Source organism: Microbacterium sp. PM5, assembly GCF_003293595.1.
GTDB lineage: Bacteria > Actinomycetota > Actinomycetes > Actinomycetales > Microbacteriaceae > Microbacterium.
Genome location: NZ_CP022162.1, coordinates 1,510,813 through 1,536,258 on the forward strand (window position 1 = coordinate 1,510,813; position 25,446 = coordinate 1,536,258).

Genomic DNA, 25,446 nt, shown 5'->3' on the forward strand with positions numbered 1-25,446 from the left:
AAGGCACGTCGTTCAGTCGGTCGCCTGGTCCGCTGCGAGCTCAGCGATCAGCGCGAGGATGACCTCCTCCTCGGCGGGAACCCCCGTCTCGGCGAGGCGACCGCGAACGGCCTTGTCCACGGTGGCCGCGTTCTGACCGGCGACGTCGGCGCGCAGCTGGGCGATCAGCCCGTCCAGGCGCTCCTGATCCGATGTCTGGTGAAGGTCGAGCCGGGGCTCGTCCTGCGTCTCCGCAGGCGTCGTGTCGTCCGTGTCGCTCATCGCTGGGTCTCCTCGTCGTCGCGAACCTGCTCGTCGGTGCGCAGGTCGGGATCGAGTCCGGCCTGGATCTCCGCGCTCTCCACGAACCCGTCGGGCACACCGTCCACGGGCTCTTCGGCCCGCGCCGAGGCCTCGCGCGTCTCGTCGTCGGCGACGGCCCCGCTCTCCCAGCCTCCGGCCGGTTCGGCATTGATCACGCCGTCCGGAAGTTCATCTCGATCGGTGCTCATGGCTTCTCCTCACATCGGTCTTCCCCACTGTGCGGGGCCGCGCGGCGACCGGCGAGACCCTTGACGGGGCCGGCGGCGGGAAGCTAGGAGACGATCGGTCACGCCCCTCGCGGAGGCGCCAACAGCGATCGGTGCTCGGGATGGGCCGCGAACCAGTCGGCGACGTACCAGCAGACCGGGCTGATGACGCGGTCGCCTCGGCCGGCGACCTCCTCGACGGCGCGCGCGACGATGTCGGCCGCGTACCCGTGACCGCGGAACGTGGGCACGGTGTAGGCCCGCGTCATCGCGACGGTGTGGCCGTCGTCGCGGTAGTCCAGCGCACTCACGATCTGCTCGCCCCGGCGCAGCGTATACCGCGACGCTTCCGGCTCGTTGCGAAACGACAGCTCGTCGGCGGTTCCGGTCATATCCCTACGCTACGCCGCCACGCAGAGGGTGGGGCGACGCTACGCGGAAGACAGCGAGCGCACCCACTCGTCGACCTCGCGCTGCCCACGCAGTCGCACGACGGGATCGCCCGCGGCGATGCGCGCCTCCATCCGGCGCTGCATCGTCGGATAGCTCGTCCAGGCCCAGCGGAGGATGTTGTCCTCCGGCTTCCACTTCAGCCACGAGCGCACGCGCTCGCGGTTGCCGTGCCAGAGCTCTTCGCGCAGGATGCCGCGACGAAGGGTTCGCCGGAGCACCCGCCACATCACGACGCGACGCGGGTGGTCGACCCACACCACGACGTCGGCCCCGCCGGGGGTACCGGGCTCCATGAGACCGCCCAGCCGTGAGTTCCAGTTGCCGTCCGCGACCCACCCCTCGGGGTGCGCCGCGAGGAACGCACGCACGCGCGCCTGCGCCTCGGCGAGGTCGCGATACGTCCACCCCGCGTCCCAGAAGACCTCGTCCAGCTCGAGCCGGGCACGGCGTGTGCGCGCCGCGACCTCCTCGGCCAGCCGCGACTTTCCCGATCCCGACGTCCCCACGATGCGGATGCGCGCGGGCGGGTGTGTCGGGGTGCTCACGACCATGCACTCTGTCACATTCCGTCATCTTGTGACGGCGGCATCCGTGCGGTTTGACACATCGCGACGCGGTTCGTCATAATCAGGCCCATGACTGACAACGCACGCACTCTGTCCGCCCTGGAGGCGAACGGACATGCCGGCATCATGATGATGCCGCGCGTTGCCATGTGTTGCCGAATGTGCCACTGACGGTGAACCCCGCCGGGTGCGCCCGCCGACGCTGACCCACCTCCGTCAGCCGGCCGCCACCCCCGAGCACCGCGCCGCGCACAACGCGAACGTCGGCTGTCTCGCACAGGCCCTCGCATCCCATCCGATGCGCATCTCGCACCGGGCCTCCCGCAACACACCCCTGAACCCGCTGCCGGGCCGTATGCCCCGGGTTCCGCCTCGAAGGACATTCCCGTGTCGAACACCGCTCTTCTTGCCTCGCCCGCTCCCGTCCGTCATCTGCGCGCCGTCCCCGACGTGCCGCCGCGTCGCGCCGTGGCCGCACCGACCGCGAGCGCAACCCCTCCCGCCGCGGGCACCGTCCCGGTCGGCACCGCGCCGCGCGGATTCGCCCTCTACGTCGGCATCGACGAGGCGAAGGCAGCCGCGGACGGCGTCTCGCTCTCCACGCTCGTCGAGGCCCTGCGTCGCACGCTCGGCGAACTCGCCCCGCACGCCGAGACCTATGCCACCGTCGCCCTGGCGCCCGCGTCCGCCGGTGGCCGGGACGTCGACGTCGTGCGCCTGGCGCTCCACGAGCCGAGCGCCGTCGCCCGCACCAAGCAGGACGAGCCCGAGGACGACCACGTGCCCGGAGGGGTGACGATCGACATCTCCCGCCGACGCGTGCACATCGAGGGCGAGGCCGCGCAGCTGACCTTCAAGGAGTTCGAACTGCTGCAGTACCTCGTGCTCCGCGAGGGCCGCACCATCGAACGCACCGAACTCGTCTCGTCGCTGTGGAGCCACGCCGACGCCGACGAGGCACCCGGCGAGCGCACGATCGACGTGCACGTGCGCCGCCTGCGCTCCAAGCTCGGCCGTTACGAGGACATCGTCCGCACCGTTCGGGGCATCGGCTACCGCTTCGACCGCCACGCCGACGTCGTCATCCGCTACGGCCACGGCACGCCGTCGCCGGACCGCTTCTGATCCGCATCCACGCCAGCGCGTCGTGATGTCGGAGGCCCTGACATAGGGTGACGGCATGACCACGCGGGAGAGGATGCCGCCGCGCGCTGCGCGGCCGGCGACGCGCGACCCGCGACGGCCCTCACCGCGACCCCTCGAGAGCGAGTACCGGCCGCGTGTGTCCACCGACGTCGGGCGCGCCGTGCGCCCGCAGCAGCGCGGCGCCCACGATCCGTCGCAGCTCGAGCACCAGGGCGTGATCTGGCGGGCGACGCGCACGCCCGAGGGCGTCGCGACGCTGGCGTTGCGCATCGAGCGCGGGCTCGTCCGCGCAGCGGCCTGGGGTGCCGGTGCCGCCTGGGCACTGCAGCAGCTGCCGCGACTGTGCGGCGCCGACGACGATCCGACCGGCTTCGAACCCCACCGGCATCCGCTCATCTCCGACACCCACCACCGGCACGGCGACCTCCGACTGGGCCGCACCGACCTCGTCTTCGACGCGCTGATCAGCGCCGTGTTCGAGCAGAAGGTGACCGGATTGCAGGCCTTCGGCGCCTGGCGGATGATCCTCACCTGGTGCGGCGAGCGCGCGCCCGGCCCCACCCCCCGACCGATGTTCGCGCCCCCGGCCGACTGGCACCTGATCCCCAGCTGGACGTGGCACCGCGCCGGACTCGAGCCGCCGCAGTCGCGGACGATCGTGGAGGCGGCGACCCGGCGCACATCGATCGAGCGGGCCGCCCGCGATCCGGCATCCGCCGACCGCGCGGTGACGAGCCTTCGCGGCATCGGGGCATGGACGAGTGCGGAGACGCGCATTCGCGCCTTCGGAGACCCCGACGCCGTGAGCGTCGGCGACTACCACCTCTCGCATCAGGTGGGCTATGCGCTCACCGGCCGCCGCGTCGACGACGACGGGATGCTGGAGCTGCTGGAGCCGTGGCGCGGTCATCGCCAGCGCGTGATCAGACTGATCGGGCTGAGCGGCCGGATCGAACCGCGCCGGGGTCCCCGCCTCGCACCGGAGGACCACCGCGGGCGGTGATCGGGCGGCGATCCCGGGCCGACCTTCTACGCTGGTGCCATGACCCACAGAGGATGGCCACGCGGCCGGATCGGCTGGTCGATCGGCACCGTGGTGCTGCTGGGCGCGGGCGTGCTGTTCGGGCTGATCATGCAGAACGTGCTGCTCGGTGTGCTGTTGGCCGTGATCGTCTCGATCGGCTGGCTCATCGCGTACGAATCCTGGCGCGGGCGCACACCCGAGCTCGACGATCCATGGGACGACGGCGCGCAGCTGTGAGCGTGAGCCCTAACATGAGCGAATGATCGCGCGCTCCCGCATCCTCGCTTTCGGCTACCGCGCGGTGGCGTCGCTCGTCATCGTGATCGGCATCGCTCGGGTGTCGGGGCTGTGGACGGCGACTCCCACGTGGTCGGCCTTCCTCTACTACACGGTGCTCAGCAACGTGCTGTGCCTGGCGTGGATGGTGCTGTCGGCGATCACCACCCTCCGCGACGCACAGCGTGACGGGTGGATCGGCGCATCCACGCCGTCGCCGCGGTGGGCGGCGGCGGTGATGCACGCGATCACCGTCACGATGTTGATCTACCTCTTCGTGCTCGCACCCGCGCTGTTCACCCAGCCGGGCGCCTACCAGCCGTTCACGCTCACCGACAACCTCGTCCACATCGTCACGCCGATCCTCGTGATCGTGGACTGGGCACTGTTCGTCCCCAAGGGTCGCCTGGGCCGGTACGACCCGCTGCTGTGGGCGCTCATCCCCTTCGCCTACCTCGTGTTCGCGTACACCTACAGTGCGCTCGGGGGCCGCTTCGCGGGCGGCACGACCGTGCCGTACCCGTTCATGGACGTGGCGAGACACGGTGTCGGCGGGGTCGCCGCCTGGATCGTCGGCCTGACGCTGGCGCTGGTCGCGGTCGGCTACGTCTTCGTCGGATTCGACCGGCTGCTGGCGCGCGCCGTCACATCTCCTCGTGCGTCTCGGGATCCCCACCCCACAGACGACCCCGCTCCAGGGCGCTGAGCGCCGCGACCTCGTCATCGGTCAGGGTGAAGCCGAAGATGTCCGCATTCTCACGCTGACGCGCCGGCGTCGCCGACTTCGGGATGGGCGTCGAGCCGAGCTGGGTGTGCCAGCGCAGCACGGCCTGGGTGGGCGTGACCCCGTGCGCGGCGGCGACATCGGCGACCACCTGCTCGGCGAGCAGTTCGCTGCGCCGCGCCAGCGGGCTCCAGCTCTCGGTGCGGATGCCGTGAGCGGCGTGAAAGGCGCGCAGCGCTGCCTGAGGGAAGTACGGATGCATCTCGACCTGGTTGACGGCCGGGGTCACGCCCGTCTCCTCGATCAGTCGGGTGAGCATCTGCTCCGTGAAGTTCGAGACACCGACCGAGCCGACCGCACCATCGCTCTGCAGATCGACCATGGCGCGGAAGGTCTCGACGTAGCGGTCCACGCTGGGGTTCGGCCAGTGGATCAGGTAGAGGTCGATGCGCTGCAGGCCCAGACGCTCGAGCGACGCGTGCGCGCTGCGGATCGTCTCCTCGTAGCCGTGGTCGCGGCCCGGAACCTTCGTCGTCACGATGAGCTCGTCGCGGATGCCGCTTCGGCGCACCGCTTCTGCGACCTCGGCTTCGTTCTCGTAGTTGACGGCCGAGTCCAGCAGGCGGTAACCCGCATCGATGGCCGCTTCGATCGCCGCGACGCCGTCGTCGCCCTGCAGCTTGTAGGTGCCGAACCCGAGCTCGGGGAAAGGCGTGCCGTCGTTCAGGGTGACCGTGGGGATCTTGACCATGCCTCCACGCTACGCCCGGCGGATGATCACCGTGCGATCAACTCCTCGATGACGCTCAGCACCCCGGCATCCGCATTCGAGGGCGCACGGAATCGTGCGGCGGCCACGACGTCGGGGTGGGCATCGGCCATGGCGTACGACCAGTGCGCGGCCCCGAGCAGCTCGAGGTCGTTGAGGTAGTCGCCGAACGCGGCGGTCTGCTCAGCGGTCACACCGAGCGCCACCTGCAGGGCGCGCAGCGCGACGCCCTTGTTGACGGTCGCGTTCATGATGTCGACCCAGTGGTGACCCGAGACGACGACCTGGTGGGTCTCGGCGAGATCGGCGAACGCGGGCGCGGAGTGCCGTTCGCCGCCGTCGAGGTCGTAGATCGCGAGTTTGAGGATCTGATCGTCCACAGCGAGCAGATCCTCCACGATCTGCCGACGCGCGTAGTACTTCTCGACCTCCGCGAGGAACCGAGGGTCGGTGTCCTCGACGTACGCCGACCGCTTGCCACACACCACCAGACCGGCGCGCAGGCTGCCCGCCGCGACGGCGGCGCGCAGGCGCGCGACGACGGATGCCGCGACCGCCGGATCCACGGCGTCCGAGCTGACCTCGACGTCGCCGCGGACCACGTACGCGCCGTTCTCGGCGATGTAGTCGAGCTCGCCGTCGACGGCGGCGAACGTCTGCTGCAGCGTCGCCAGCTGGCGACCGCTGGCCGGGGCGAAGGCGATGCCCCGCTCGCGCAGCCGCCCCAGCAGCGACCACAGCCCGTCGGGCACCGACCCATCGGGCAGCAGCAGCGTGCCGTCCATGTCGACGGCGATCAGGCGGATGTCGCGGACGGTCATGCCTCCATCCTTCCGCACGCCCTCCCTCGGCGCGGAGCCGGCCGGGGGGGATAACCCCACCCCGATTCGGGGGACCGCTCCCTGCGTCCGCGCCGTGGCGCGCCCTAGCGTGGAGTCATGTCAGAGACCGCCGCCCTGCCCCCGGCATCCGTGCCACACGCCGCACCCCCGCCGCCTGCGTCAACGGTGCCGGCCCGCCGTATCGGACTTCTCGCCCATCTCGGGGCCATCGCGCAGCTGGCGGCGATGGGGCTGGCGGGCACCGCGATCTTCAGCCTGCTCCTGCTGCTGCTGAGCCTCGGTGTCGGCCTTCTGCCCGCTCTCGGGGTCGGGGCGCTGTTCCTGGTGGCGTTCGTCTACGCGACGTGGGCCACCGCATGGCTCGAATACGCGCGGGTCGACGGCCTCTACGGGTACGGCCTGCCCGCGCTGGCGGCACGCCCCAGCGCCCACCCCGGGTTCACCGGGTGGCTGCGCACCCTCTGGCAGCAGTTCACCGACGGCCCGATGTGGCGCGGCGTCGCCTCGGCGGGCATCTCGACGATCCTCGGGCTCGTCGTGCTGCCGATCGTCGGCGCCCTGTCCTCCAGCGTGGTGCTGCTGTTCGCTCCACTGATCGGCGAGGATGCCGCTCGCATCCCGGCCACGGACGTGCAGATCGGCATCGAGGCGGCCGTCCCGGTCGGCATCGTGGGCATCATCGTCAGCCTCGCGCTGTTGATCGGCGCCGCGCTCCTGCATGCGGTGCTCACCCGGGCGGTCCTCGTGCCGAGCCGTGAAGCGGTGCTCGTGGAGCAGGCCCGCACCGCCGGCACGCAGCGCGAGAGCGCGGTGCGCTCCGGCGAACTGGAGCGCACGCGCATCGAACGCGACCTCCACGACGGCGTCCAGCCGCGACTCGTCTCGGTGGGGATGACGCTGGGGCTGGCCCAGCAGAAGATCGACAGCGATCCTGCCGCGGCCAAGGCGCTGATCGATGAAGCCCACACCTCGACCAAGGCGGCGATCACCGAGCTGCGCCAGCTGGCCCGCGGCATCCACGCCTCCGTCCTCGACGACCGGGGCCTGGATGCCGCCCTCAGCGCCCTGGCCGCGCGATCGCACGTCCCCGTGACCCTCGACGTGCGTCTGCCCGATGCCTCCGCGGACCCGTCGAATCGGTGCAGCCGCACGGCCGAGGCCGCGGTCTACTTCGCCATCGCCGAGTCGCTGACCAACGCCGCCAAGCACTCGCGGGGCAGCGAGGTGCGCGTGACGGTGCGCCGACGCGATGGCGCCGATCAGGGCGCGCCGGTGCTCTGGGCACGCGTCGAGGACAACGGCGTCGGCGGGGCCCGCGTGCTGCCCGGCGGCGGCCTCGACGGCATCGCGCATCGGATCGCGGCAGCCGGCGGGGTGAGCCGCCTCGACAGCCCCCACGGCGGTCCGACCGCTCTGGAGGTGAGTGTGCCGTGCGCATCCTGATCTGCGAGGATTCCACCCTGCTGCGCGAGGGTCTCGTGCGCCTCCTCGACGACGCCGGTCACGAGGTGGTCGCCGCGCTCCCCGACGCCGGGTCGCTGATGGATGCCGTGGCCACCTCCACCCCGGATCTGTGCATCCTCGACGTGCGCCTGCCGCCCACGTTCACCGATGAAGGCATCCGCGCCGCGGTGCACCTGCGCGCCGCACATCCGGAGGTGGCCGTGCTGGTGCTCAGCCAATACGTCGAGGAGCGGTACGCGGGCGAGCTGATCAGCACGCAGTCCGCGGCGCTGGGCTACCTGCTGAAGGATCGCGTGGCCGATGTCGGCGATTTCCTCGATGCGGTCGAACGCATCGGCGCGGGCGCCACCGTCCTCGACCCCGAAGTGGTCGCGCAGCTGCTCACCCGCCGCGGACGCGACGCACGCATGGAGCGGCTGACCGAACGCGAGCGCAGCGTGCTGGCGCTGATCGCCGAAGGCAAGAGCAATCAGGCGATCGCACAGACGCTGTTCGTCACCGAGGCGAGCGTCGAGAAGCACATCACCTCGCTGTTCCAAAAGCTCGACCTCGAGCAGGACGAACACGGCAACCGACGGGTGCTGGCCGCCCTCATCCACTGGGAGAACGGAACGAACCGATGACCACCACCCTCACACCGCCTCCGCCGACCGCCGGCGCGGGCGGGCCATCCGCCGGCCGTCCCGACGGACCGCCGCGTCCGACCGGCCCACGCCCGGCGGCCCGCGTCGTGGCGATCCTGACGATCGCGCTCGGCGCCGCCCTGATCTTCGGCGCGTTCGCCACCTCGGCGCTCGGCGCGATCGCCGGCGCCGCGCGCGGCAGCGGCACGCTGACGGCGGATGCCGCGGACGTACGCGCCCTCACCGTCGACGTGGCCGCTGCGGATCTGAGCATCGTCTACGGCGGTGACCGCGCGTCTCTGGAGGTCGACGGTGCCGTCGCAGACTGGCGCCTGCGTCGCGACGGCGATCGGCTCGTGGTCACGACGCAGCGCACGTGGTGGAGCGCGATCCGCCCCTTCGGGCGCAGCGACACCGCGGTGCTGACCCTCCCCCGTTCGCTGGAGCGGGTCGCCCTCGACGGCGATCTCACGCTCAGCGCGGGCGCGCTGCGCGTGCAGGGCACGTACGGGACGGTGGACGCCACCGTGAGCGCCGGATCGATGGAGCTGTCGGGGCGAGCGGCAGCGCTCACCGCGGACGTCTCCGCCGGGCGACTCGTCGTGGATCTCGCCGGACTCGATCGCGCGGGCTTCAAGCTGAGCGCCGGGTCCGTCGAGGGCAGCCTCACCGGGTCCGCGCCCCGGACTCTGACGGCGGACCTCAGCGCGGGCCGGCTCGCTCTCGTCCTACCCGACGCGACCTACGCCGTGTCCACCGACGCCGCCGCCGGAGACGTGGAGAACCGTCTGCGCGTGGATCCGGATTCGCCGCGGCGGATCAGCGTGACGGTCTCGGCAGGGTTCGCTTCGCTGCGATCGTGAGGACGGGACCGTTTCCTGGCAGGACGGTATGCGAACGATATGCAGTCGGCGGACGAGCCCGCCACCGTGATCTCGCCGTTATAACGTGAGTCATCGCCGAATCCGGACACCGACTCCATGAGCCGGAGGAGGCGACGCAGGACTCTCCCCCTGCGAATGTGGTGCAACGGATTGCAGGGCCGGTCGTCCTCTCGGACGGCCGGCCCACCGTCGTTTCCGGGGCTCGCGCGTCGATCTCGTCCGGCCATGTCTTTCTCACAGGACTCACGTCTGCACACCCGGCTCGCGGGCGCTAGCGTAAAGGCGTGAGCACTCCCATCGACGCCACCCGCACTCCCGCCTGGGCCGATCTGTCCGCACGCGCCGCGGATTTCGCCCCCGACCTCCGCGCCTGGTTCTCCGACGACCCGACGCGGGTCGAGCGGCTGACCTTCGACGCCGCCGATCTGCACGTCGACCTCTCCAAGAACCTCGTGGACGACGGCATCCTGACCTCGCTCCTGTCTCTGGCCGACGACGTTCACCTGGCCGACCGCCTCGCGGCCATGTTCCGCGGCGAGCACATCAACACGACAGAAGACCGCGCCGTGCTGCACACCGCCCTGCGCCGCCCCGCGGGCACGACGCCCGAGCTGGTCGTGGACGGTCAGCACGTGGATGCCGACGTGCAGGCCGTGCTGGACGCGATGAGCGCGTTCGCCGATCGCGTGCGCTCGGGCGCGTGGAAGGGTGTCACCGGCAAGACGGTCACCCACGTCGTCAACATCGGCATCGGCGGCTCCGACCTCGGTCCCGCGATGATCTCGACCGCGCTGGAGCCGTATGCGACCGCGGGGATCAGCGCGCGTTTCGTCTCGAACATCGACCCGTTCGACCTCGCCCACAAGACGAAGGACCTCGACCCCGAGACGACGCTGTTCATCGTCGCCTCGAAGACGTTCACGACCCTGGAGACCCTCACCAACGCACGTCTCGCGCGCGACTGGCTGTGGACGGGCCTGGCCGCCGCCGGGGCGATCGACGGCTCCGACGCGCAGAAGCAGAATGCCGTCGCGCACCACTTCGTCGCGGTCTCGACGGCCCTCGACAAGGTGGCCGACTTCGGCATCGACCCGGCCAACGCCTTCGGATTCTGGGACTGGGTGGGCGGCCGCTACTCGGTCGACTCCGCCATCGGCCTGTCGCTGATGGTCGAGCTCGGACCGGAGGCGTTCCGCGAGCTCCTCGCGGGCTTCCACGCGATCGACGAGCACGTGCGGACGAGCCCGTTCGAGCGGAACGTCCCCGTCCTCATGGGCCTACTCAACGTCTGGTACACGAATTTCCTCGGCGCGCAGTCGCACGCCGTGCTCCCCTACGCCCAGCAGCTCAGCCGCTTCGCCGCGTACCTGCAGCAGCTGACCATGGAGTCCAACGGCAAGCGCGTGCGTTGGGACGGCTCGCCGGTCACGAGCGACACGGGCGAGATCTTCTGGGGCGAGCCGGGCACCAACGGTCAGCACGCCTTCTACCAGCTGATCCATCAGGGCACCCGCCTGATCCCGGCGGACTTCATCGCCTTCGTGAACCCCGCGTACGACCTGAACGACGGCGGCCGCGACGTGCACGGCCTGTTCCTGGCGAACTTCCTCGCGCAGACCAAGGCTCTCGCCTTCGGCAAGACGGCGGAGGAGGTCGAAGCCGAGGGCACCACCGGCGCACTCGTGGCGGCGCGCACGTTCCCCGGCAACCGTCCGACGACGTCGATCTTCGCCCCCGCGCTGACGCCGCGCGTGCTCGGCGAGCTGGTCGCTCTGTACGAGCACATCACCTTCACGCAGGGTGTGGTCTGGGGCATCAACTCGTTCGACCAGTGGGGTGTCGAGCTCGGCAAGCAGCTCGCTCTGCAGATCGCTCCGGCCATCGAGGGCGACGAGACGGCGACGGCCGCGCAGGATGCCTCGACCCAGGCACTCCTGTCGTACTACCGCGCACACCGCGCCTGACGCGTCCCACCTCCGCGAGAAACCATCGCCGCGTCGAGAAACACGCGCCGGCGTGGTTTCTCGCGGCGGTCGTGGTTTCTCGCCGTCAGGCGAGGCGCGTGTGGAAGCGTTCGCCCGAGGCACTGAAGATGCTCAGCACCTCGGCGGGGCCGTCGGCGGTCGCGCTGATCGAGTGCGGCAGGCGGGTGTCGAACTCGGCGGCCTCGCCGGTGCCGAGCGCGTGCTCGCTGCCGTCGAGCGCCAACCGCACGCGTCCGCTCAGCACGTAGAGCCACTCGTATCCCTCGTGGATGCGGGCGGCGGGCGCGGCATCCGCCGGTGGATAGACGATCTTCAGCGCTTGCATCGGCGAGTCCTCGAGCGTCAGCGGCGCGATGACCATCCCGTCGCGACGCTCGATCGGGCGGTGCACGCGCGGGTCACGTGTCTCGGCGGGAAGGAGATCGTCGATGCGGATGCCGAGTCGACGCGTCAACGGCAGCAACAGCTCGAGCGAGGCTTGTCGCTTGCCCGACTCCAGACGCGACAGCGTACTCACCGAGACGCCCGCCGGCGTCGCGAGCTCCTCGAGCGTCCAGCCGCGTGCCTGCCGGGCCGCACGAAGGCGAGCGCCGACCTGATCGAGAGCGTGGGACATCTCCTCAGTTTGCCAATAGTGCAATTACGTTTGCAATCATCACCTGCACCTTCCACAGTGGACCTATGCAGAGCAGAGAGTGGGACGCGGTCGTCATCGGCGGCGGCGCGGCCGGCCTGAGCGCCGCGCAGATGCTGGGTCGAGCGTGCCGACGGACGCTGGTGATCGACTCGGGCAGCCCGCGCAATCGCTTCGCCGCGCACATGCACGGCGTCCTGGGGCACGACGGCATCGATCCCCAGGCGCTGCTCGCGCGCGGACGCGACGAGCTGGGCCGCTACGGCGTGTGCGTCGAAGAGGGCGAGGTCGACGGCATCCGCGATGACGGCGCCGTGTTGCGCCTCACGCGCACCGACGGCACGGTCGACACCGCTCGCGCCGTCATCATCGCCAGCGGAGTGCGCGACCAGCTGCCGCCCGTCGCGGGGCTCGCCGAATACTGGGGACGCCATGTGCTGCACTGCCCGTACTGCCACGGCTTCGAGGTGGCGGGCAGCCGTCTCGGCGTGCTGGCGACCTCGCCGCAGAGCGTGCACCAGATCGAGCTGGTTCGGCAGTGGAGCGAGGAGCTCACCGCCTTCACGGGCGCGATCGAGCCCCTCGACGACGAGCTGCGGGTGCGCTGGCGGGCTCGCGGCATCCGCATCGTGCCGACCCCGATCGTCGCCCTCGACGGGGCGAACGGTGCGCTGCACGCGGCGCGGGATGCCGACGGCGAGATGCACGCGATCGATGCCCTGTTCGTCGCGCCGACGCCAGCGATCGACCTGGCGTTCGCCGACGCCCTTCGCCTCGCGCGCACCGACGCGCCCGGAGCGCCGCTGGCGGTCGACCTCCTGGGCACGACCTCGCATCCGCGCGTGTGGGCGGCCGGCAATGTCGTCGCGCCCTACGGCAATGTTCCGGTCGCGATGGCAGCGGGATCGATGGCCGGAGCCGGGGCAAATGCGGCGCTGGCCGTGGAGGACGGCGACCTGGCACTGGCGCAGCGCGCCCGCGAACGAGCCTCGGCGTGGGAGCAGCGCTACGCCGCCCGCGACAGCATCTGGTCGGGGCGCGTCAATGCGACCTTCGCCGAGATCGCCGCGGCGCTTCCGGTCGGCAGAGCCCTGGAGGTCGGCTGCGGCGAGGGAGCGGATGCCGTCTGGCTCGCCGAACACGGCTGGCAGGTCACGGCGGTCGACGTCTCGGAGACCGCGATCCGCCGCGGTGCGACCGCAGCGCATGAACGGGGACTCGCCGAACGGGTCACCTTCTTCGTGGGAAGCGGTACGCAGGCCGTGCCGCCCGGGACGTTCGATCTGGTCAGCGCGAGCTTCTTGCACTCGTGGGAACCGGATTTCCCGCGCATCCCCCTGCTGCGCGGCGCGGCCGAGCGCGTCGCCGTCGGCGGCCATCTGCTGATCGTGTCGCACGTCTCCGCGCCACCGTGGTCCCGTCACGAAGAGGACGGACAACGTCCACGGCTGCTATCCCCGGAGGAGGAGCTGCGACTGCTCGACCTCGATCCGGAGGCGTGGGAGCCCGTGCGCGTGGAGACCCGCACTCGCGCCGCGACGGGCCCCGATGGGGAGCCGGGGACGCTCGAGGACGGCGTGCTGCTGCTGCGCCGGCACTGACGGTCGACGATGCGGCCGTGCGTCGCCGTTACGACTCTCCGTGCGCCGCGGCCGCCGCAGCGGCGCGCGCGAGCCACGCGGGCGGGGTGCCGTAGCGCTGCGACGCGATGAGCCGCCCGGCCGCGCACTCCTCGACGAGCTGCGCGAGGCGGGCGCTCCGCGTCTCGGCACGGCGCGCGCCGTGCACCCAGTGGGCGCAGATGCGACGGTAGCCCGGGGTCGCGGCATCCCAGAACGACTGAGCGGCGGGAACGGCCGCGATCACGGCCAGCTCGTCCGCGTCGAGCTCGTCGCTGGTCTCATACGAGTAGATCGCGGTGCGTTCCGGCCGGCGCCGCTCGAACGCTGCGAGGCCGGCCGGGTGCATGCGCCCCTGCGCGGTGAGCTTCTCGACCAGCGCGACGTTCACGGCGCTCCACGTCGAGAGGGCTTTGCGCGGCGTCCAGCGCTGGATACGCGCGTCATCGTCGAGTCGTCGACTCGTCGAATCGATCCAGCCGAAGCACAGCGCTTCGGCGACGGCGTCCTCCCAGAGCAGCCCCGGCTCGGGATGGGCCTTTCGGCGGCGCACCATCCAGAGCTCCGTCGCCGTGTCGTGGTTCTGTTCGAGCCACGCGCGAAAGGCCGCGGCATCCGCGAAGAACACCGGCTCGCCGTCGTCGACTCCCATGCCGCGACGCTAGCAGCGAGTCCCGACCCCCGAGACAGATCGCCCGAAAGGTGGATGCCGATACATCCCCGGACCGACGACGCCGCGCCGGCTGCGGCGAAGACTGGAGGACATGCACGCACCCGTCCTCTCCGCATCCGGCCTCGTCAAGCGTTACGGAGACCTCGTCGCCCTCGCCGGCGTCGATGTCTCCATCGACCCCGGCGAATCCGTCGCCGTCATGGGAGCCTCCGGCTCCGGCAAGACGACGCTGCTGCACTGTCTGGCGGCGATCATCGCCCCGGACGCCGGCTCGGTCGTCCTGTCGTCGCCGAACGGCGCCGCGGTGGAACTGGTGGGCATGACAGAGAATCAGCGCTCCGCCGTCCGCCGCAGCCAGCTCGGCTTCGTCTTCCAGGAGCACCTGCTGCTGCCCGAGCTGACCGCCGTGGAGAACGCAGCCCTGCCGCTTCTGCTGCTGGGCACGCCTCGCGCCCAGGCCGAAGCCCACGCGGCGGGGTGGCTCGCGGCTCTGGGACTGGGCGGCATGGAGCAACGGCGCATCGGACAGCTGTCGGGCGGGCAGGCGCAGAGGGTCGCGATCGCCCGCGCCCAGGTGACGGGGGCTCCGATCGTGTTCGCCGACGAGCCCACCGGCGCCCTCGACTCACGCACCTCGGCAGAGGTGCTCACCGCGTTGCTCGAGGCGACGACGGGGCAGGACCGCAGCCTCGTCGTCGTGACGCACGACCCCGGCGTCGCTGCGCGCTGCTCGCGGACGCTGCACATGACGGACGGTCGCATCCAGGGGCCCGCGACGGTCGCGAGGGGTGGTGTCGCATGAGCCTGGCCACGACCGTCCGCCTCACCGTGATGCTCGCACGTCCGTCGCGGCAGGGTCGCGCGGCACTGGTGCTGCCGATCGTCGCGTTCGGCGTCACGACCGCGCTGCTGCTGGTCGTCGTCGGCGGGGTGCGCATGTTCTTCACCGATCCTCGCGCGGCCGCAGAGACGGAAATCGTCTATCGGGTGCTGAGCGCCCTGGCGCTCGTGCTGCTCACGGTGCCGATCGCGACGCTGGGCGCGGCCGCCGCACGCCTATCGGCGCGCCGACGCAACGACCGCCTCGCCACTCTGCGCCTTCTCGGGGCCGGGGCGGGCGAGGTCAGCGCGATGACGGTCGTCGAAGCAGGCGCGACCGCGCTGGTCGGCGGCATCCTGGGCGTCGGACTGTACGCGGCGCTGCTGCCGCTGGTGGGACTGCTGCCGTTCTTCGGCGGCCCCGTCGGCGCCGAGGCTCTCTGGACCGGCGCGGGCACGGCGGCCGGGGCGGTCGTGGGTGTCGTCGTGGTCGCCACGGCGAGCGCGGCGCTGAGCCTGCGGCGGGTACAGCTCACGCCGCTCGGCGTGGCGCGTCGCACCGACCCGCCACGGCGGCGCACGACGGCGCTCGTCTTCGGCGTGCTCGCGATCGTCGCCGTCGTGACCGCCGTGTCGAACATCAGCGCCATCGCACAGGTCTGGGGCGCCGCGGTCGGACTGGTCGTCCTGATGGGCCTGTTCGGGGTCGCGCTGCTGATCGTGAACGTCGTCGGCACACCGCTGGTCGCCGCTCGCGGACGCAGCCTCGCACGCACCACGTCGTCTCCGGCGCGACTCATCGCCGGGCGTGAGCTGTCGGCGCACGCGGCCTCGGCCTGGCGCCGGGTCTCGGGAATCGCGATGATCGCCTTCATCGCAGTGGTGGGCGGCTCGGGAGCGAGCCTCTTGGCCCTCGCCGGCGACGACGGGCAGACGGGGTCTCAGGCCGTGCTGTTCGCCGACATGCGCACGGGCGTGCTCGTGACGCTCGGCGTCGGCTTCGCGCTGCTCGCGTGCTCGGTGGGGGTGACACAGGCCGCGTCCACGCTCGAGGACCGCGAGCTCATCGTGGGCCTGGATCGTCTGGGGATGCCGGGGCGCGAACTGCGCCGCGCCCGCGCGCACACCGTCATGGTGCCGCTGCGTTGGGCGGCGGTGGGGGGCGCGCTCGTCGGGGCCGCACTGGCGCTGCCGGTCGTCGGCATGACCGTGCTCGTCGCGCCCGTCTCCCTCGCCGTGATCGTGGGCACGTTCGTCGCCGGGATCCTGCTGGTGCGCCTGTCATTGCTCGCGTCCCGGCCGCTGGTGACGGCGATCCGCCGGGCAGCCTGAGGCGAGGACTGCGCAGAGCTCAGGCGAGCCGGGGTCGGTTCCACTGCCCCGGCTCGTCGAACTCCGCGTAGCGCACGTCGACGCCGTCGGGTCCGAGCGAGGCGGCGACGACCAGCAGCGACAGGGTCGGGTACCCGAAGGGACGGTTGTCGCGCACGATGGCGCGATCGTCGGTGGGTCCCAGTCCGCTCGTCAGCTCGAGAGTGTCGAGCCAGGGCTCCCACCAGTGCCCGTCGATGGCAGCCGGCGCGCTGAAGGCCTCGCGCCACGCCGCGATGCGCGCCGTCGCCTCGTCGTCGACGTCGTCATGCGCGACCATGTGGATGCCGGGAGCAAGCTCCACGTGCCGCAGCGCGCCGCCGTCCCACATGGTGACGCGGGCACCGGCCGGCGTCGCCTCGACGAGGTTGAATCCCTGCGCGTGCGGCGGGTCGTCCGCGGCACGACCCGCGACGGCGTCCAGGACGATCCGACCGCGGGAGACGGGCGGCTCGCCGTCGGGGTCGGCAGCCAGCACGTCGGCGCGGTTGAGGATCACCGCGACGCGGCCGTGCTCGGCATCCGCGGCCAACCACGCACCACCGGCACGACGGTCGCGCACGCCTCGCACAGCGGGAAGCTCGGGCCACCACGGGCCCAGCGGATCCCACGAGCGCGCGGGATCCTCGTCGCGGACGGCGAGCAGCCGCACGGGTGCGCCGTCGTCGTGCGGAACGTGGACGATGACGGTGCACACGGTTGCTCGAGACCTCTCCGTCCGCTCCTCGTGGCCCCGCCGTCGGGCGTGGCAGGATCGGACCATGTTCGTTGTCGTGGGCGTGACGGGCGGCATCGCCGCGTACAAGACGGTGCACCTCGTGCGCGCCCTCGTGACCAACGGGCACGAGGTGCACGTTGTTCCCACCGAGGACTCGCTGCGCTTCGTCGGGACGACCACGTGGGAGGCCGTCAGCAGGAATCCTGTCACGACCAGTGTCCACGATGACGTGGCCCGCGTGCGCCACGTCGCCCTCGGCACGTCGGCCGAGCTCATCATCATCGCCCCTGCGACCGCCAACACGCTCGCGAAGATGACCGCAGGCATCGCGGACGACCTGCTCGGTGTCACGCTGCTGGCCACGAGAGCCCCCGTCGTCGTCGCCCCCGCCATGCATACGGCGATGTGGGAGCACCCCGCGACACAGGCCAACGTCGCAACGCTGCGCGCACGCGGTGTGCACGTGGTGGGGCCGGCCGACGGTCCGCTGACCGGCGGCGACAGCGGGCCGGGGCGCATGGTCGAGCCGGAGGAGATCCTCGCGTCCGCCCTCGCCGTCGCGGCGCCCTCTACGGCGCCCTCCTCCTCGTCGACCGACCTCACGGGCGTGCGGGTCGCGGTGTCGACCGGTGGGACGCGTGAGCCCATCGATCCGGTGCGCTTCCTCGGCAATCGCTCCAGCGGCCGCCAGGGTGCCGAGCTCGCCCTCGCCGCCGCCGACCGCGGCGCCGACGTCGTGCTCGTGGCGGCGCACGTCGACGAAGGGGTGCTCGCCGCGGCATCCCGTCACGCGCGCATCACGATGGTGCGCGTCGGCACGGCCGCCGAACTCGAGGCGGCGATGACGGATGCCGCGGCCGGCGCCGATGTCGTCGCGATGGTCGCCGCGGTCGCCGACTACCGCGTGGCGGAGATCTCGCGCGAGAAGCTGCGCAAGGAGGACGGCGTGCCGCGGCTGGAGCTGGTGACCACCCCCGATGTGCTCGCGGGGCTCGTCGCGGCGCGGCGGCCCGGGCAGACGATCATCGGTTTCGCTGCCGAGACGGCCGCCGACGACGAGGAACTGCTCGCCTGGGGGCGGCGCAAGCGGGCGCGCAAGGGCGTCGACCTCTTGGCCGCGAACCGGGTCGACGAGGATCACGGTTTCGAAGTGGCCGACAACCGGGTGCTCCTGCTCGATGCGTCCGACCAGGTCGTGACGGATGCCGCGGGCACCAAGCGCGAGGTCGCCGACGCGATCTGGGACGCGGTAGCCGAGATTCGCTGACGGCGAGGGCTACCGCGTTTCGACTCGCCGCTGCGCTCCTCGCTCAACGACCGAGGTCATCCGCCCCGGTCGTTGAGCGAGCGCAGCGAGTCGAAACGCAGAGCGCAGCGAGTCGAAACGCCGCCGTGTCAGGCCTTCTTCTGCACGTCCAGCAGCGGGGCGCCGTGGGTGACGGGGCCAAGCTTCACCGGGTCGACGGTGTCGAACGTGTCTCCGTTGAGGACGATCACCGGCGTGATCAGCGGGTAGCCTGCCTTCTCGATCACGGCACGGTCGAAGGTCACCAGCGGCGTGCCGGTCTCGACGCGGTCGCCGTTCTTCACCTTCACATCGAACCCCTCACCCTTCAGGTTGACGGTGTCGATGCCGACGTGGATCAGCACCTCGGCGCCGTTGTCCAGCTGCAGGCCGAAGGCGTGACCGGTCGGCTGCGCGGCGACAACGACACCGGCGCCCGGTGCGTAGACGGTGGTTCCGGTCGGCTCGATCGCCACGCCGGGCCCCATCACTCCGCCCGCGAACACGGGGTCGGGCACGGTGTCGAGCGGCACCACCGTGCCGTCCAACGGTGCCGCGACCTGGATCAGCGCGCCCACTGCGGCGGTACGCTCGGCGACCGCGGTGGCCGTCTGCGCTCCTTCACCGGCCACACCGGCCAGTTCCGCGCCTCCGGCGACCGCCGGGATGATGTCGCGCGCCGCACCGGGGGCGACGGATGCCGCACCCGCCGTGGCCGCGGCAACGGCCGCACCCGCCGGCTCCGGGTTCTTGTACCCGGAGATCATGACGAGCACCATCGCGACGACGAAGGCGCCGGCGACGGCGACCAAGTAGAGCCCGATCGGGTTGAACGCGGGGATCGTCAGCAGCGACGTGAAGACGAACGCCTGCGTCGTGATGCCGTGCGGCAGGCCCAGCAGGAGCGATCCGACGCCGATGATCAGACCACCCGTGAGGCAGCCGACGAGCATGCGCGGATAGATCCTCTTGTACCGCAGGTGGATGCCGTACAGCGACGGCTCGGAGATGCCGCCGAGAAGGCCCGCGGCGAGCGCGCCGGTCGCCGTCTGGCGCATCTGCTTGTCCTTCTCGCGCCAGGCGAGCACGAGCACACCGGCCGTGGCGCCGAAGCACGCGAAGTTCCACGCACCCATGGGGCCCTGGATGAAGTCGTACCCGAGGGTCTGGATGTTCAGCAGCATGATGGCGTTGATCGGCCAGTGCAGGCCCAGCGGCACCATGAAGGGGTAGGCCAGCGGGATGACGATCGCGAAGATGAACGGTGAGAACGTGTTGATGGAGCTCAGCAGGTTCGCCAGGGCCGCGCCCGCGTAGACGCCGATCGGGCCGATGAGGAACGCCGTCAGCGGAATCATGACGAGCATCGAGATGAACGGCACGAAGATGAGCTGGATGTTCTCGGGAATGACCTTCTTCAGCCCCTTGTAGACCAGGCCCAGCACGGCCGCCATCAGCAGCGGCGGGAACACCTGCGAGCTGTAGTCGAAGATCGTCAGCGGCAGGCCGAACACCTGCACGGTCGTGATCTGCGAGCCGAGGAAGGTCGTCTGCACGGCATCCGCCGTCTTGCCGAGCCCCGCGAATCCGGGAAGCATCGTCACGGCCATGATCGCGAAGCCCACCCACGGGTCGGCACCGATCTTCTGCGACGCGTTGTAGGCCACCATCAGCGGCAGGAAGATGAACACGCACTGCCACATGAGGTTGACGAAGGCCCACGACGGCGGCAGCACGACACCGGGCGCGTTCCACGCCGGAATCCAGCCGAGCGTCGCGGCCAGTGCCATGAACGTGATGAACAGCGAGGCGCCGAGGAGGGCGCCGAGGATGGGGCGGAAGGAGTCCGAGAGGAACTCGAACAGCGTGTCGAGCCACGCGTTCGTGCCGCGGGGGCCCTTCGCGCGCTCGCGCGCCTTGATGTCGGCGTCGCTCTCCCCCGCGCCGGCGGCGGATGCACCGCCGGCCATGACGGGCAGCGCCATGATCTCGTTGTAGACGGTCTGCACGCCGCCGCCGATCACGACCTGGAAGCGGTCGCCGGCCTGCGGGACCGCGCCGAGCACTCCCGGAATGGCTTCGACGGCGGTCTTGTCGACCTTGTCTCCGTCGTTGAGCTGGAAGCGCAATCGTGTGGCGCAGTGGGTGAGACTCGCGATGTTTCCGGGTCCGCCGACGGCGTCGACGATCTCGGATGCCGAATTGGATGCCATTTTTTCGCCTCTTTTTCGTTATGCGACGTCCTGTCGATGACGATCTGTCGCAGGCGACTCTATATCGCCGCCAGGACAGCGGACAGGGCCCGGACCGTGGCAAACGGCCCGGAGGAAATGCGGCCCGACGGGCGGTTCGCATTCAGGTTTCACTCAGGTTCTGCGCCGGGGATGTCCAGAAAACGTTGTGAAGCTGTGACCTTCGTGTCCACCCGAGGACGCACACCGCTCGCGCTCCGGCGCCGGGGCGGTGCTGATTCACCGGAAGTACTCTCTTTATGCCCCGTCTGCCTTACCGCCCCGTGACATCCGCCCTCCTCGGCCTCGGCCTCGTGATCGGCGCCGCCACGACCACTGCGGGGGCCCTGCCGGCCTTCGCTGCGAGCGATGCTCCCGCCGCCTCCACCGGCTCGGTCACCGTCGAGACCACCTCCGCACCGCTCAGCGCGATCACCGCCGGCGGCGTCACCGCGATGAGCGCCGCGCAGAGTGCCGTCGCCGCCGCCGCGAAGGTGTCGATCGACATCTCGGCCTCCGGTCTCGATGTCGGCACCACCGACACCTCGGTCGACACCGCCAAGCTCGGCGCGCTCATCACGAAGCTGCGCGCACTCGACGTGACGCCCGCGATGATGATCCCCACGCTCACCTCCGACGCGAAGGCCGAGACCGAGGTCGTCGCCGCCAAGACGGCGAAGCTGCGGGCCGCCCTCGATGCCGCCGTGCAGCGCAAGGCCGCAGAGGAGGCTGCCGCCAAGGCCGCCGCCGAGGCGGCGGCGAAGGCTGCTGCCGAGGCCGCCGCGGCCGCAGAAGCCGCCGCGAAGGCGAAGGCCGAGGAGGCCGCTGCGGCGAAGACCGCGTCGGTCTCGTCGCGTCCGGCCGTCGACGTCAACGTCGACCCGGCATCCGCTCAGGGCATCGCTCGTTCCATGGCGGCGGCCAACTACGGCTGGGGCGACGACCAGTTCGCCTGCCTCGTGTCGCTGTGGAACAAGGAGTCGGGCTGGCGCGTCAACGCCGCCAACAGCAGCGGCGCCTACGGTATCCCGCAGGCTCTCCCCGGCAGCAAGATGGCATCGGCCGGTGCCGACTGGGAGACCAACCCGGCGACCCAGATCGCGTGGGGCATGGGCTACATCGCGGGCCGTTACGGCACGCCGTGCGGCGCGTGGGACCACTCGGAGTCGGTGGGCTGGTACTGAGCAGCGCACACGTACGCCTTCGAACGGCCCGGACCTCTGCGTCCGGGCCGTTCGCCCGTTCTAGGGTGGGCGCATGACGTGGCAGACGCGCGCATCGCGCACCGTGTACGAGAACCGCTGGATCCGCGTCGAGGAGAACGACGTCGTCGGCCCGCACGGCGAGGGCATCTACGGGGTGGTGGAGATGCAGCATCCCGCCGTGTTCGTCGTGGCCGTCGACGATGACGACCGCGTCTGTCTCGTCTCGCTCGAGCGCTACACGACGGGGCCTTCATGGGAGGTGCCGGCGGGCGGCTCCGACGGCGAAGACCCACTGGCCGCGGCGAAGCGCGAGCTGGCCGAGGAAGCCGGCATCACGGCGGAGCGCTGGACCGCACTCGGCCGGATGAACGCCCTCAACGGCATCGCCCGCGCGCCCGAGTTCGTCTTCCTCGCGCAGGGCGTCTCCCGGGGTGCGGATGCCGAGGCATCCCAGCATGAGGAGGGAATCGACGCGGTGCGGTGGGTACCGTTCGGCCAGGTCCTGCGCATGATCGCCGCCGGCGAGATCACCGACGGCGAGAGTGTCGCCGCGGTCGCGTATGCGGGCATCCACCTCGGACGCTTCGCCTGAGACTCGCGCTCAGACGCTGAGGGGGCGCGCCCTCCATACGACATCCCGATCGCGCGCCGCGGAGTCGACCACGTCGATGCGGTCGATGACGAACCCCTCCCGTTGATAGAACGCGCCGGCGCGGCGATTCGCGGCGACGTGCTCGATGAGCACGCGGGGCGTCCCCTCCGGCAACGTTGCGATCATGGCATCGAGCAGGCGGACGCCGAACCCCCGGCCGCGCCGCCCCGGAGCGACGTACAGCCGATAGACGACGGGTTCGCCGCCGGCGGTGCCGAGCTCGCCGACACCGACGAGGGCTCCGTCCGCGTCCACGGCGACCCACACCGCCCCGGCCGCCACCCCTCGGGAGGTGACCTCCGGATTCCACCAGTCGGCCACGAGCTCGGCAGCGGCCGCCGCTCCGATGAGCGGACCGTAGTGCGCCGGGAGCACGTCCGTTCCGAAGGCGCAGATCGTCGGGACCTCCTGCGGGCGCGCGAGACGGATCTCGACGTCGGCGCTCGAGGAGGCGTCGATGGTCACCCCTGCCGGCCCTTGAACCGAGGGTTCTGCTTGTTGATGACGTAGACGCGACCGCGCCGGCGAACGACCTGAGCACCGGGCTGCTCCTTCAGCGACTTGAGCGACGCACGAACTTTCACGAGACCTCCTTGTTGATAATTCTTCTCAATAAGAAGCTAGAGTGAAGGCGTCCGTCCGTCAAACCTGAAAGCAGGCCCCGTCGTGCTGCCCTCTCCCCTCCTCGTCGCCGGCGTGTGCACTCCGGAACGTCGGCGCTATGCCGCCGGGCTGGCCGTCGCCACGCAGCGCGGACTGCTGCGCATCTCGACGAGAGACGATGCCGCAGCGCCGACGCCGGACCACCCCGTCACTATCGCTCTCACCCGCGACCGCCGAGACGTCGAACGGTTCGTGATCGATGCCGGCATCGACGTGGACGTGCTCCACCTGGACATCGTGACCCGGACGCCGTCCGCGCCGATCGTGTGCGTCGTGGACGCACGCCACATGCTCGACGATCTGCGCGACCCCAGTCCGCTCGACGAACGGGGAGGGCCCGGCGACGGCGACAGCGGTGCGCGTGCACGCCGAGCCGTCACACTGCTGGAAGCCGCCACACTCGTCAGCATCGTCCGGTGGGAGCACGTGACGACAGCCGAGCTTTCGATGCTCATGGCGCTGGCCTCGCATCTGGCGCCGCGCGCTCGGGTGCGCCTGTCGCGGGGCCCCAGCGAAGACATCCGGGCGCTCATCGACTCCGCGCCGTCCGCCGTCGACGATGGGCCCGTGCTCGAGCGTGCCGGGTGGGTGCGCGCCCTCAACGACGAGCACGACCCCTACATGACCGACCCGCGGGTGAGCACCGTGCGTTACGAACGACTGCGACCGTTCCACCCCTCGCGGCTCGCCGCTGCTCTCGACGCGATCGACACCGGGCGCTTCGGTCTTCTGCTGCGATCGGCGGGCTTCTGCCGGATCGCGACCCGACCCGGCATCCTCGCCCGATGGAATCAGGTCGGCTCGGCGATGTGGATCGATCCCCAGGATGCCGGGGCCGAGGCGGCGCTCACCGCGCAGGACATCGCGCTGACCGGGCTGGATCTGATCACCGGTGCGGTGATGGCGACGCTCGACGAGGCACTGTTGACCGACGCGGAGCTGGAGGCCGGAGCCGCGGCCTGGGCGGCCTTTCCCGATCCCCTCCCCGACTGGCCGGCGCTCGCGGAAGGCCCCCTCCCGCGCGACCCGTCGGCGTGATCAGGATCCGGATGCCGCGGCATCCGCGCCTAGTACGGTGGCCGCGCCGCGTCAACCCACTGCCCTCCGGCGCGCGGACTTCGTAGCGTCGAGGCAGGAGTTGGCAGAAGGGAAGACATCATGGGTCTCGACGACAAGATCAAGAACGCGGCCGAGGACATCGGCGGCAAGGTCAAGGAGGGCGTCGGCAAGCTGACGCACAACGAGAAGCTAGAAGCGGAGGGTGAGGCCGACCAGGCCAAGGCCCACGTGAAGAAGGCCGGCGAAGACGTCAAGGACGCGTTCAAGTAAGCCCCCGACCGACGCCCCCACTCCTCGGCGAGTGGGGGCGTCGTCTGCGCGCGGACGACGCCTGCTCGCCGCGCCCGCGAGCCGCCTCGTAGAGTGAGCGGCGAGAGGATGTCGGTCCTCCGAGGGGAGCGCACATCATGGCGGAGAGCATCGAGCCGTTGTTCACGGCGATCGCGCTCGGGTTCGAGGCGATCGGCGCGCTCGCCATGGTCGCCGGATTCGTCATCGCCCTCGTTCTGGCGGTGCGCGCGCTTCGGCGCACCGGGAGCGGCCACGACGCCTACCTGGTGCTGCGCAACACGCTCGGCGCCGCGATCCTGCTCGGGCTGGAGGTTCTCGTGGCCGCCGACCTCATCCGCACGATCACCTCCAAGCCGTCGATCGAAGACGCGGTGATTCTGGGGCTCATCGTGATCATCCGGACCGTTTTGTCCATCTCGATCCAGATCGAGATCGAGGGCACCCTCCCCTGGCGACGGGCGCTGCTGACCAGCGGCGGCCAAGTGCTCGCCCGTTCGATCGCGCGTGAACGCAAGGCCACACGCACGGACGAGGGCCGCGCCGTTACCGACTGAGCCTGGGGGCCTTTCAGCTCGCGGGCTCAGCGAGGTCGTCGGAGCCCGCGGTCGACAGCATCCGCCGCGCCGCGAGAGTCCGCTCGCGCATCGCGAGAAACAGCGGAAAGACGAAGGCGAACGCGGTCACGAGCGACACGAGCACGTACAGCCACGGGCGGCGCATGCCCAGCCGTCGTCCTTCGACGATGATCAGGATGCTGCCCGCAATCGCCGCGACCATGATGTCGACACCGATCGACCCGACGGCCGGTCCCGACTGCACGAGATCGAGCAGGTAGTTGCGCATCAGCACGACCGACCAGACGTTCAGCGCGAACGTGCCGACAAGGCCTCCGACCGCCAGCACGAGGTAGGTGATCGCGAGAGGTGTCCAACGAGGTGTCATGGGCACATTCTCACGCGTC

General features: G+C 70.9%; 30 protein-coding genes. 17 read left to right on the forward strand and 13 right to left on the reverse strand.

Translation table 11 applies throughout. The features are described from left to right. Positions 1–12: 12 nt before the first annotated feature. The 4 genes from CEP17_RS07395 to CEP17_RS07410 form a co-directional block, all read right to left on the reverse strand. Complete coding sequence (locus tag CEP17_RS07395; RefSeq protein ID WP_036320633.1) at positions 13–261, reverse strand: hypothetical protein; 249 nt, start codon at positions 259–261, stop codon at positions 13–15. Continuing rightward, positions 258–491 (reverse strand): hypothetical protein, encoded by a 234-nt coding sequence (locus CEP17_RS07400; protein WP_036320635.1) that lies wholly within the window; start codon positions 489–491, stop codon positions 258–260. The genes CEP17_RS07395 and CEP17_RS07400 overlap by 4 nt, the downstream gene beginning before the upstream one ends. Positions 492–589: 98 nt before the next feature. After that, the gene (locus tag CEP17_RS07405) at positions 590–901 is read right to left on the reverse strand and encodes a GNAT family N-acetyltransferase (RefSeq protein WP_039413629.1); all 312 of its coding nucleotides are present in this window, start codon (positions 899–901) and stop codon (positions 590–592) included. Between the two features lie 39 nt (positions 902–940). Beyond that, positions 941–1,513 (reverse strand): toxin, encoded by a 573-nt coding sequence (locus tag CEP17_RS07410; protein ID WP_112931787.1) that lies wholly within the window; start codon positions 1,511–1,513, stop codon positions 941–943. A gap of 402 nt (positions 1,514–1,915) precedes the next feature. Here CEP17_RS07410 and CEP17_RS07415 point away from each other — a divergent pair, with 402 nt between their 5' ends. The 4 genes from CEP17_RS07415 to CEP17_RS07430 are packed head-to-tail and all read left to right on the forward strand — an operon-like array spanning position 1,916 to position 4,680. Next, positions 1,916–2,653, forward strand: a complete 738-nt coding sequence (locus tag CEP17_RS07415) for a winged helix-turn-helix domain-containing protein (RefSeq protein WP_036320657.1) — start codon at positions 1,916–1,918, stop codon at positions 2,651–2,653. 55 nt (positions 2,654–2,708) lie between these two features. Beyond that, complete coding sequence (locus tag CEP17_RS07420; RefSeq protein ID WP_112931788.1) at positions 2,709–3,677, forward strand: DNA-3-methyladenine glycosylase 2 family protein; 969 nt, start codon at positions 2,709–2,711, stop codon at positions 3,675–3,677. Between the two features lie 39 nt (positions 3,678–3,716). Beyond that, a complete protein-coding gene (locus CEP17_RS07425) occupies positions 3,717–3,935 on the forward strand; it encodes a hypothetical protein (RefSeq protein ID WP_039413617.1) in 219 nt (72 codons plus the stop codon). Positions 3,936–3,957: 22 nt separating this feature from the next. Next, positions 3,958–4,680, forward strand: a complete 723-nt coding sequence (locus CEP17_RS07430) for a Pr6Pr family membrane protein (protein WP_112931789.1) — start codon at positions 3,958–3,960, stop codon at positions 4,678–4,680. Here CEP17_RS07430 and CEP17_RS07435 read toward each other — a convergent pair. Continuing rightward, entirely contained in the window at positions 4,619–5,449 is an 831-nt protein-coding gene (locus CEP17_RS07435; protein WP_112931790.1) for an aldo/keto reductase, read from the reverse strand. The two genes, CEP17_RS07430 and CEP17_RS07435, sit on opposite strands and share 62 nt — an antisense overlap. A gap of 26 nt (positions 5,450–5,475) precedes the next feature. Then, complete coding sequence (locus CEP17_RS07440; RefSeq protein WP_112931791.1) at positions 5,476–6,288, reverse strand: Cof-type HAD-IIB family hydrolase; 813 nt, start codon at positions 6,286–6,288, stop codon at positions 5,476–5,478. Between the two features lie 117 nt (positions 6,289–6,405). On the opposite strand from CEP17_RS07440, the gene CEP17_RS07445 reads away from it, so the two are divergent. The 4 genes from CEP17_RS07445 to pgi all read left to right on the forward strand — a co-directional run bounded on the left by CEP17_RS07445 (position 6,406) and on the right by pgi (position 11,244). Further along, a complete protein-coding gene (locus tag CEP17_RS07445; protein WP_112931792.1) occupies positions 6,406–7,752 on the forward strand; it encodes a histidine kinase in 1,347 nt (448 codons plus the stop codon). Further along, entirely contained in the window at positions 7,740–8,396 is a 657-nt protein-coding gene (locus CEP17_RS07450) for a response regulator transcription factor (protein ID WP_112931793.1), read from the forward strand. Before CEP17_RS07445 ends, CEP17_RS07450 begins: the two co-directional genes overlap by 13 nt. Beyond that, complete coding sequence (locus tag CEP17_RS07455; protein ID WP_112931794.1) at positions 8,393–9,259, forward strand: hypothetical protein; 867 nt, start codon at positions 8,393–8,395, stop codon at positions 9,257–9,259. Before CEP17_RS07450 ends, CEP17_RS07455 begins: the two co-directional genes overlap by 4 nt. A gap of 305 nt (positions 9,260–9,564) precedes the next feature. After that, positions 9,565–11,244 carry a glucose-6-phosphate isomerase gene (pgi, locus tag CEP17_RS07460; RefSeq protein ID WP_112931795.1) on the forward strand — a complete coding sequence of 560 codons (1,680 nt, stop codon included), beginning with the start codon at positions 9,565–9,567 and terminating at the stop codon, positions 11,242–11,244. A gap of 85 nt (positions 11,245–11,329) precedes the next feature. Here the strand turns inward: pgi and CEP17_RS07465 are convergent, their stop codons facing one another. Beyond that, positions 11,330–11,881 (reverse strand): XRE family transcriptional regulator, encoded by a 552-nt coding sequence (locus tag CEP17_RS07465; RefSeq protein ID WP_112931796.1) that lies wholly within the window; start codon positions 11,879–11,881, stop codon positions 11,330–11,332. 65 nt (positions 11,882–11,946) lie between these two features. Between CEP17_RS07465 and CEP17_RS07470 the strand changes: the two genes are divergently transcribed. Further along, positions 11,947–13,500: a bifunctional NAD(P)/FAD-dependent oxidoreductase/class I SAM-dependent methyltransferase gene (locus CEP17_RS07470; protein WP_112931797.1), complete on the forward strand. Its 1,554-nt coding sequence runs from the start codon at positions 11,947–11,949 to the stop codon at positions 13,498–13,500. Positions 13,501–13,528: 28 nt separating this feature from the next. Here the strand turns inward: CEP17_RS07470 and CEP17_RS07475 are convergent, their stop codons facing one another. Continuing rightward, positions 13,529–14,170, reverse strand: a complete 642-nt coding sequence (locus CEP17_RS07475) for a YdeI/OmpD-associated family protein (RefSeq protein ID WP_036320692.1) — start codon at positions 14,168–14,170, stop codon at positions 13,529–13,531. Positions 14,171–14,282: 112 nt separating this feature from the next. Between CEP17_RS07475 and CEP17_RS07480 the strand changes: the two genes are divergently transcribed. Both CEP17_RS07480 and CEP17_RS07485 read left to right on the forward strand, forming a co-directional pair. Further along, positions 14,283–14,993: an ABC transporter ATP-binding protein gene (locus CEP17_RS07480; RefSeq protein ID WP_112931798.1), complete on the forward strand. Its 711-nt coding sequence runs from the start codon at positions 14,283–14,285 to the stop codon at positions 14,991–14,993. After that, positions 14,990–16,342: an FtsX-like permease family protein gene (locus tag CEP17_RS07485; RefSeq protein ID WP_112931799.1), complete on the forward strand. Its 1,353-nt coding sequence runs from the start codon at positions 14,990–14,992 to the stop codon at positions 16,340–16,342. The genes CEP17_RS07480 and CEP17_RS07485 overlap by 4 nt, the downstream gene beginning before the upstream one ends. A gap of 19 nt (positions 16,343–16,361) precedes the next feature. Here CEP17_RS07485 and CEP17_RS07490 read toward each other — a convergent pair whose 3' ends face one another. Further along, positions 16,362–17,078, reverse strand: coding sequence for an NRDE family protein (locus CEP17_RS07490; RefSeq protein WP_112931800.1), 717 nt, complete (start codon positions 17,076–17,078; stop codon positions 16,362–16,364). A gap of 64 nt (positions 17,079–17,142) precedes the next feature. On the opposite strand from CEP17_RS07490, the gene coaBC reads away from it, so the two are divergent. Beyond that, positions 17,143–18,366, forward strand: a complete 1,224-nt coding sequence (gene coaBC, locus CEP17_RS07495) for a bifunctional phosphopantothenoylcysteine decarboxylase/phosphopantothenate--cysteine ligase CoaBC (protein ID WP_112931801.1) — start codon at positions 17,143–17,145, stop codon at positions 18,364–18,366. Between the two features lie 128 nt (positions 18,367–18,494). On the opposite strand, the gene CEP17_RS07500 is transcribed toward coaBC, so the two are convergent. After that, complete coding sequence (locus CEP17_RS07500) at positions 18,495–20,597, reverse strand: glucose PTS transporter subunit IIA (protein ID WP_112931802.1); 2,103 nt, start codon at positions 20,595–20,597, stop codon at positions 18,495–18,497. Between the two features lie 278 nt (positions 20,598–20,875). Here CEP17_RS07500 and CEP17_RS07505 point away from each other — a divergent pair, with 278 nt between their 5' ends. Next, positions 20,876–21,799, forward strand: a complete 924-nt coding sequence (locus tag CEP17_RS07505; RefSeq protein ID WP_112931803.1) for a lytic transglycosylase domain-containing protein — start codon at positions 20,876–20,878, stop codon at positions 21,797–21,799. A gap of 73 nt (positions 21,800–21,872) precedes the next feature. Next, positions 21,873–22,412, forward strand: coding sequence for an NUDIX hydrolase (locus CEP17_RS07510; protein ID WP_112931804.1), 540 nt, complete (start codon positions 21,873–21,875; stop codon positions 22,410–22,412). A 9-nt stretch (positions 22,413–22,421) separates the two neighbouring features. Here the strand turns inward: CEP17_RS07510 and CEP17_RS07515 are convergent, their stop codons facing one another. Beyond that, positions 22,422–22,937: a GNAT family N-acetyltransferase gene (locus tag CEP17_RS07515; protein WP_204359873.1), complete on the reverse strand. Its 516-nt coding sequence runs from the start codon at positions 22,935–22,937 to the stop codon at positions 22,422–22,424. Next, a complete protein-coding gene (gene ykgO, locus CEP17_RS07520; protein ID WP_005049715.1) occupies positions 22,934–23,056 on the reverse strand; it encodes a type B 50S ribosomal protein L36 in 123 nt (40 codons plus the stop codon). The genes CEP17_RS07515 and ykgO overlap by 4 nt, the downstream gene beginning before the upstream one ends. An 82-nt stretch (positions 23,057–23,138) precedes the next feature. Between ykgO and CEP17_RS07525 the strand changes: the two genes are divergently transcribed. The 3 genes from CEP17_RS07525 to CEP17_RS07535 all read left to right on the forward strand — a co-directional run bounded on the left by CEP17_RS07525 (position 23,139) and on the right by CEP17_RS07535 (position 25,039). Continuing rightward, positions 23,139–24,173 carry a GTP-binding protein gene (locus CEP17_RS07525; RefSeq protein WP_112931805.1) on the forward strand — a complete coding sequence of 345 codons (1,035 nt, stop codon included), beginning with the start codon at positions 23,139–23,141 and terminating at the stop codon, positions 24,171–24,173. Between the two features lie 120 nt (positions 24,174–24,293). Beyond that, complete coding sequence (locus CEP17_RS07530) at positions 24,294–24,464, forward strand: CsbD family protein (protein ID WP_036320714.1); 171 nt, start codon at positions 24,294–24,296, stop codon at positions 24,462–24,464. 137 nt (positions 24,465–24,601) lie between these two features. Next, the gene (locus CEP17_RS07535) at positions 24,602–25,039 is read left to right on the forward strand and encodes a DUF1622 domain-containing protein (protein WP_036320717.1); all 438 of its coding nucleotides are present in this window, start codon (positions 24,602–24,604) and stop codon (positions 25,037–25,039) included. A 13-nt stretch (positions 25,040–25,052) separates the two neighbouring features. Here CEP17_RS07535 and CEP17_RS07540 read toward each other — a convergent pair whose 3' ends face one another. Then, on the reverse strand, positions 25,053–25,427 hold the full coding sequence (locus CEP17_RS07540; RefSeq protein ID WP_112931806.1) for a DUF2834 domain-containing protein: 375 nt from the start codon (positions 25,425–25,427) through the stop codon (positions 25,053–25,055). Between the last annotated feature and the right edge of the window lie 19 nt (positions 25,428–25,446).

Excerpts from the sequence above, each read along its gene's own strand:
- CEP17_RS07395 (WP_036320633.1), bottom strand. The coding sequence starts at position 261 with ATGAGCGACACGGACGACACGACGCCTGCGGAGACGCAGGACGAGCCC.
- CEP17_RS07400 (WP_036320635.1), bottom strand. The coding sequence starts at position 491 with ATGAGCACCGATCGAGATGAACTTCCGGACGGCGTGATCAATGCCGAA.
- CEP17_RS07405 (WP_039413629.1), bottom strand. The coding sequence starts at position 901 with ATGACCGGAACCGCCGACGAGCTGTCGTTTCGCAACGAGCCGGAAGCG.
- CEP17_RS07410 (WP_112931787.1), bottom strand. The coding sequence starts at position 1,513 with ATGGTCGTGAGCACCCCGACACACCCGCCCGCGCGCATCCGCATCGTG.
- CEP17_RS07420 (WP_112931788.1), top strand. The coding sequence starts at position 2,709 with ATGACCACGCGGGAGAGGATGCCGCCGCGCGCTGCGCGGCCGGCGACG.
- CEP17_RS07425 (WP_039413617.1), top strand. The coding sequence starts at position 3,717 with ATGACCCACAGAGGATGGCCACGCGGCCGGATCGGCTGGTCGATCGGC.
- CEP17_RS07430 (WP_112931789.1), top strand. The coding sequence starts at position 3,958 with ATGATCGCGCGCTCCCGCATCCTCGCTTTCGGCTACCGCGCGGTGGCG.
- CEP17_RS07435 (WP_112931790.1), bottom strand. The coding sequence starts at position 5,449 with ATGGTCAAGATCCCCACGGTCACCCTGAACGACGGCACGCCTTTCCCC.
- CEP17_RS07440 (WP_112931791.1), bottom strand. The coding sequence starts at position 6,288 with ATGACCGTCCGCGACATCCGCCTGATCGCCGTCGACATGGACGGCACG.
- CEP17_RS07445 (WP_112931792.1), top strand. The coding sequence starts at position 6,406 with ATGTCAGAGACCGCCGCCCTGCCCCCGGCATCCGTGCCACACGCCGCA.
- CEP17_RS07455 (WP_112931794.1), top strand. The coding sequence starts at position 8,393 with ATGACCACCACCCTCACACCGCCTCCGCCGACCGCCGGCGCGGGCGGG.
- CEP17_RS07465 (WP_112931796.1), bottom strand. The coding sequence starts at position 11,881 with ATGTCCCACGCTCTCGATCAGGTCGGCGCTCGCCTTCGTGCGGCCCGG.
- CEP17_RS07470 (WP_112931797.1), top strand. The coding sequence starts at position 11,947 with ATGCAGAGCAGAGAGTGGGACGCGGTCGTCATCGGCGGCGGCGCGGCC.
- CEP17_RS07475 (WP_036320692.1), bottom strand. The coding sequence starts at position 14,170 with ATGGGAGTCGACGACGGCGAGCCGGTGTTCTTCGCGGATGCCGCGGCC.
- CEP17_RS07480 (WP_112931798.1), top strand. The coding sequence starts at position 14,283 with ATGCACGCACCCGTCCTCTCCGCATCCGGCCTCGTCAAGCGTTACGGA.
- CEP17_RS07485 (WP_112931799.1), top strand. The coding sequence starts at position 14,990 with ATGAGCCTGGCCACGACCGTCCGCCTCACCGTGATGCTCGCACGTCCG.
- coaBC (WP_112931801.1), top strand. The coding sequence starts at position 17,143 with ATGTTCGTTGTCGTGGGCGTGACGGGCGGCATCGCCGCGTACAAGACG.
- CEP17_RS07500 (WP_112931802.1), bottom strand. The coding sequence starts at position 20,597 with ATGGCATCCAATTCGGCATCCGAGATCGTCGACGCCGTCGGCGGACCC.
- CEP17_RS07505 (WP_112931803.1), top strand. The coding sequence starts at position 20,876 with ATGCCCCGTCTGCCTTACCGCCCCGTGACATCCGCCCTCCTCGGCCTC.
- CEP17_RS07510 (WP_112931804.1), top strand. The coding sequence starts at position 21,873 with ATGACGTGGCAGACGCGCGCATCGCGCACCGTGTACGAGAACCGCTGG.
- CEP17_RS07530 (WP_036320714.1), top strand. The coding sequence starts at position 24,294 with ATGGGTCTCGACGACAAGATCAAGAACGCGGCCGAGGACATCGGCGGC.
- CEP17_RS07535 (WP_036320717.1), top strand. The coding sequence starts at position 24,602 with ATGGCGGAGAGCATCGAGCCGTTGTTCACGGCGATCGCGCTCGGGTTC.
- CEP17_RS07540 (WP_112931806.1), bottom strand. The coding sequence starts at position 25,427 with ATGACACCTCGTTGGACACCTCTCGCGATCACCTACCTCGTGCTGGCG.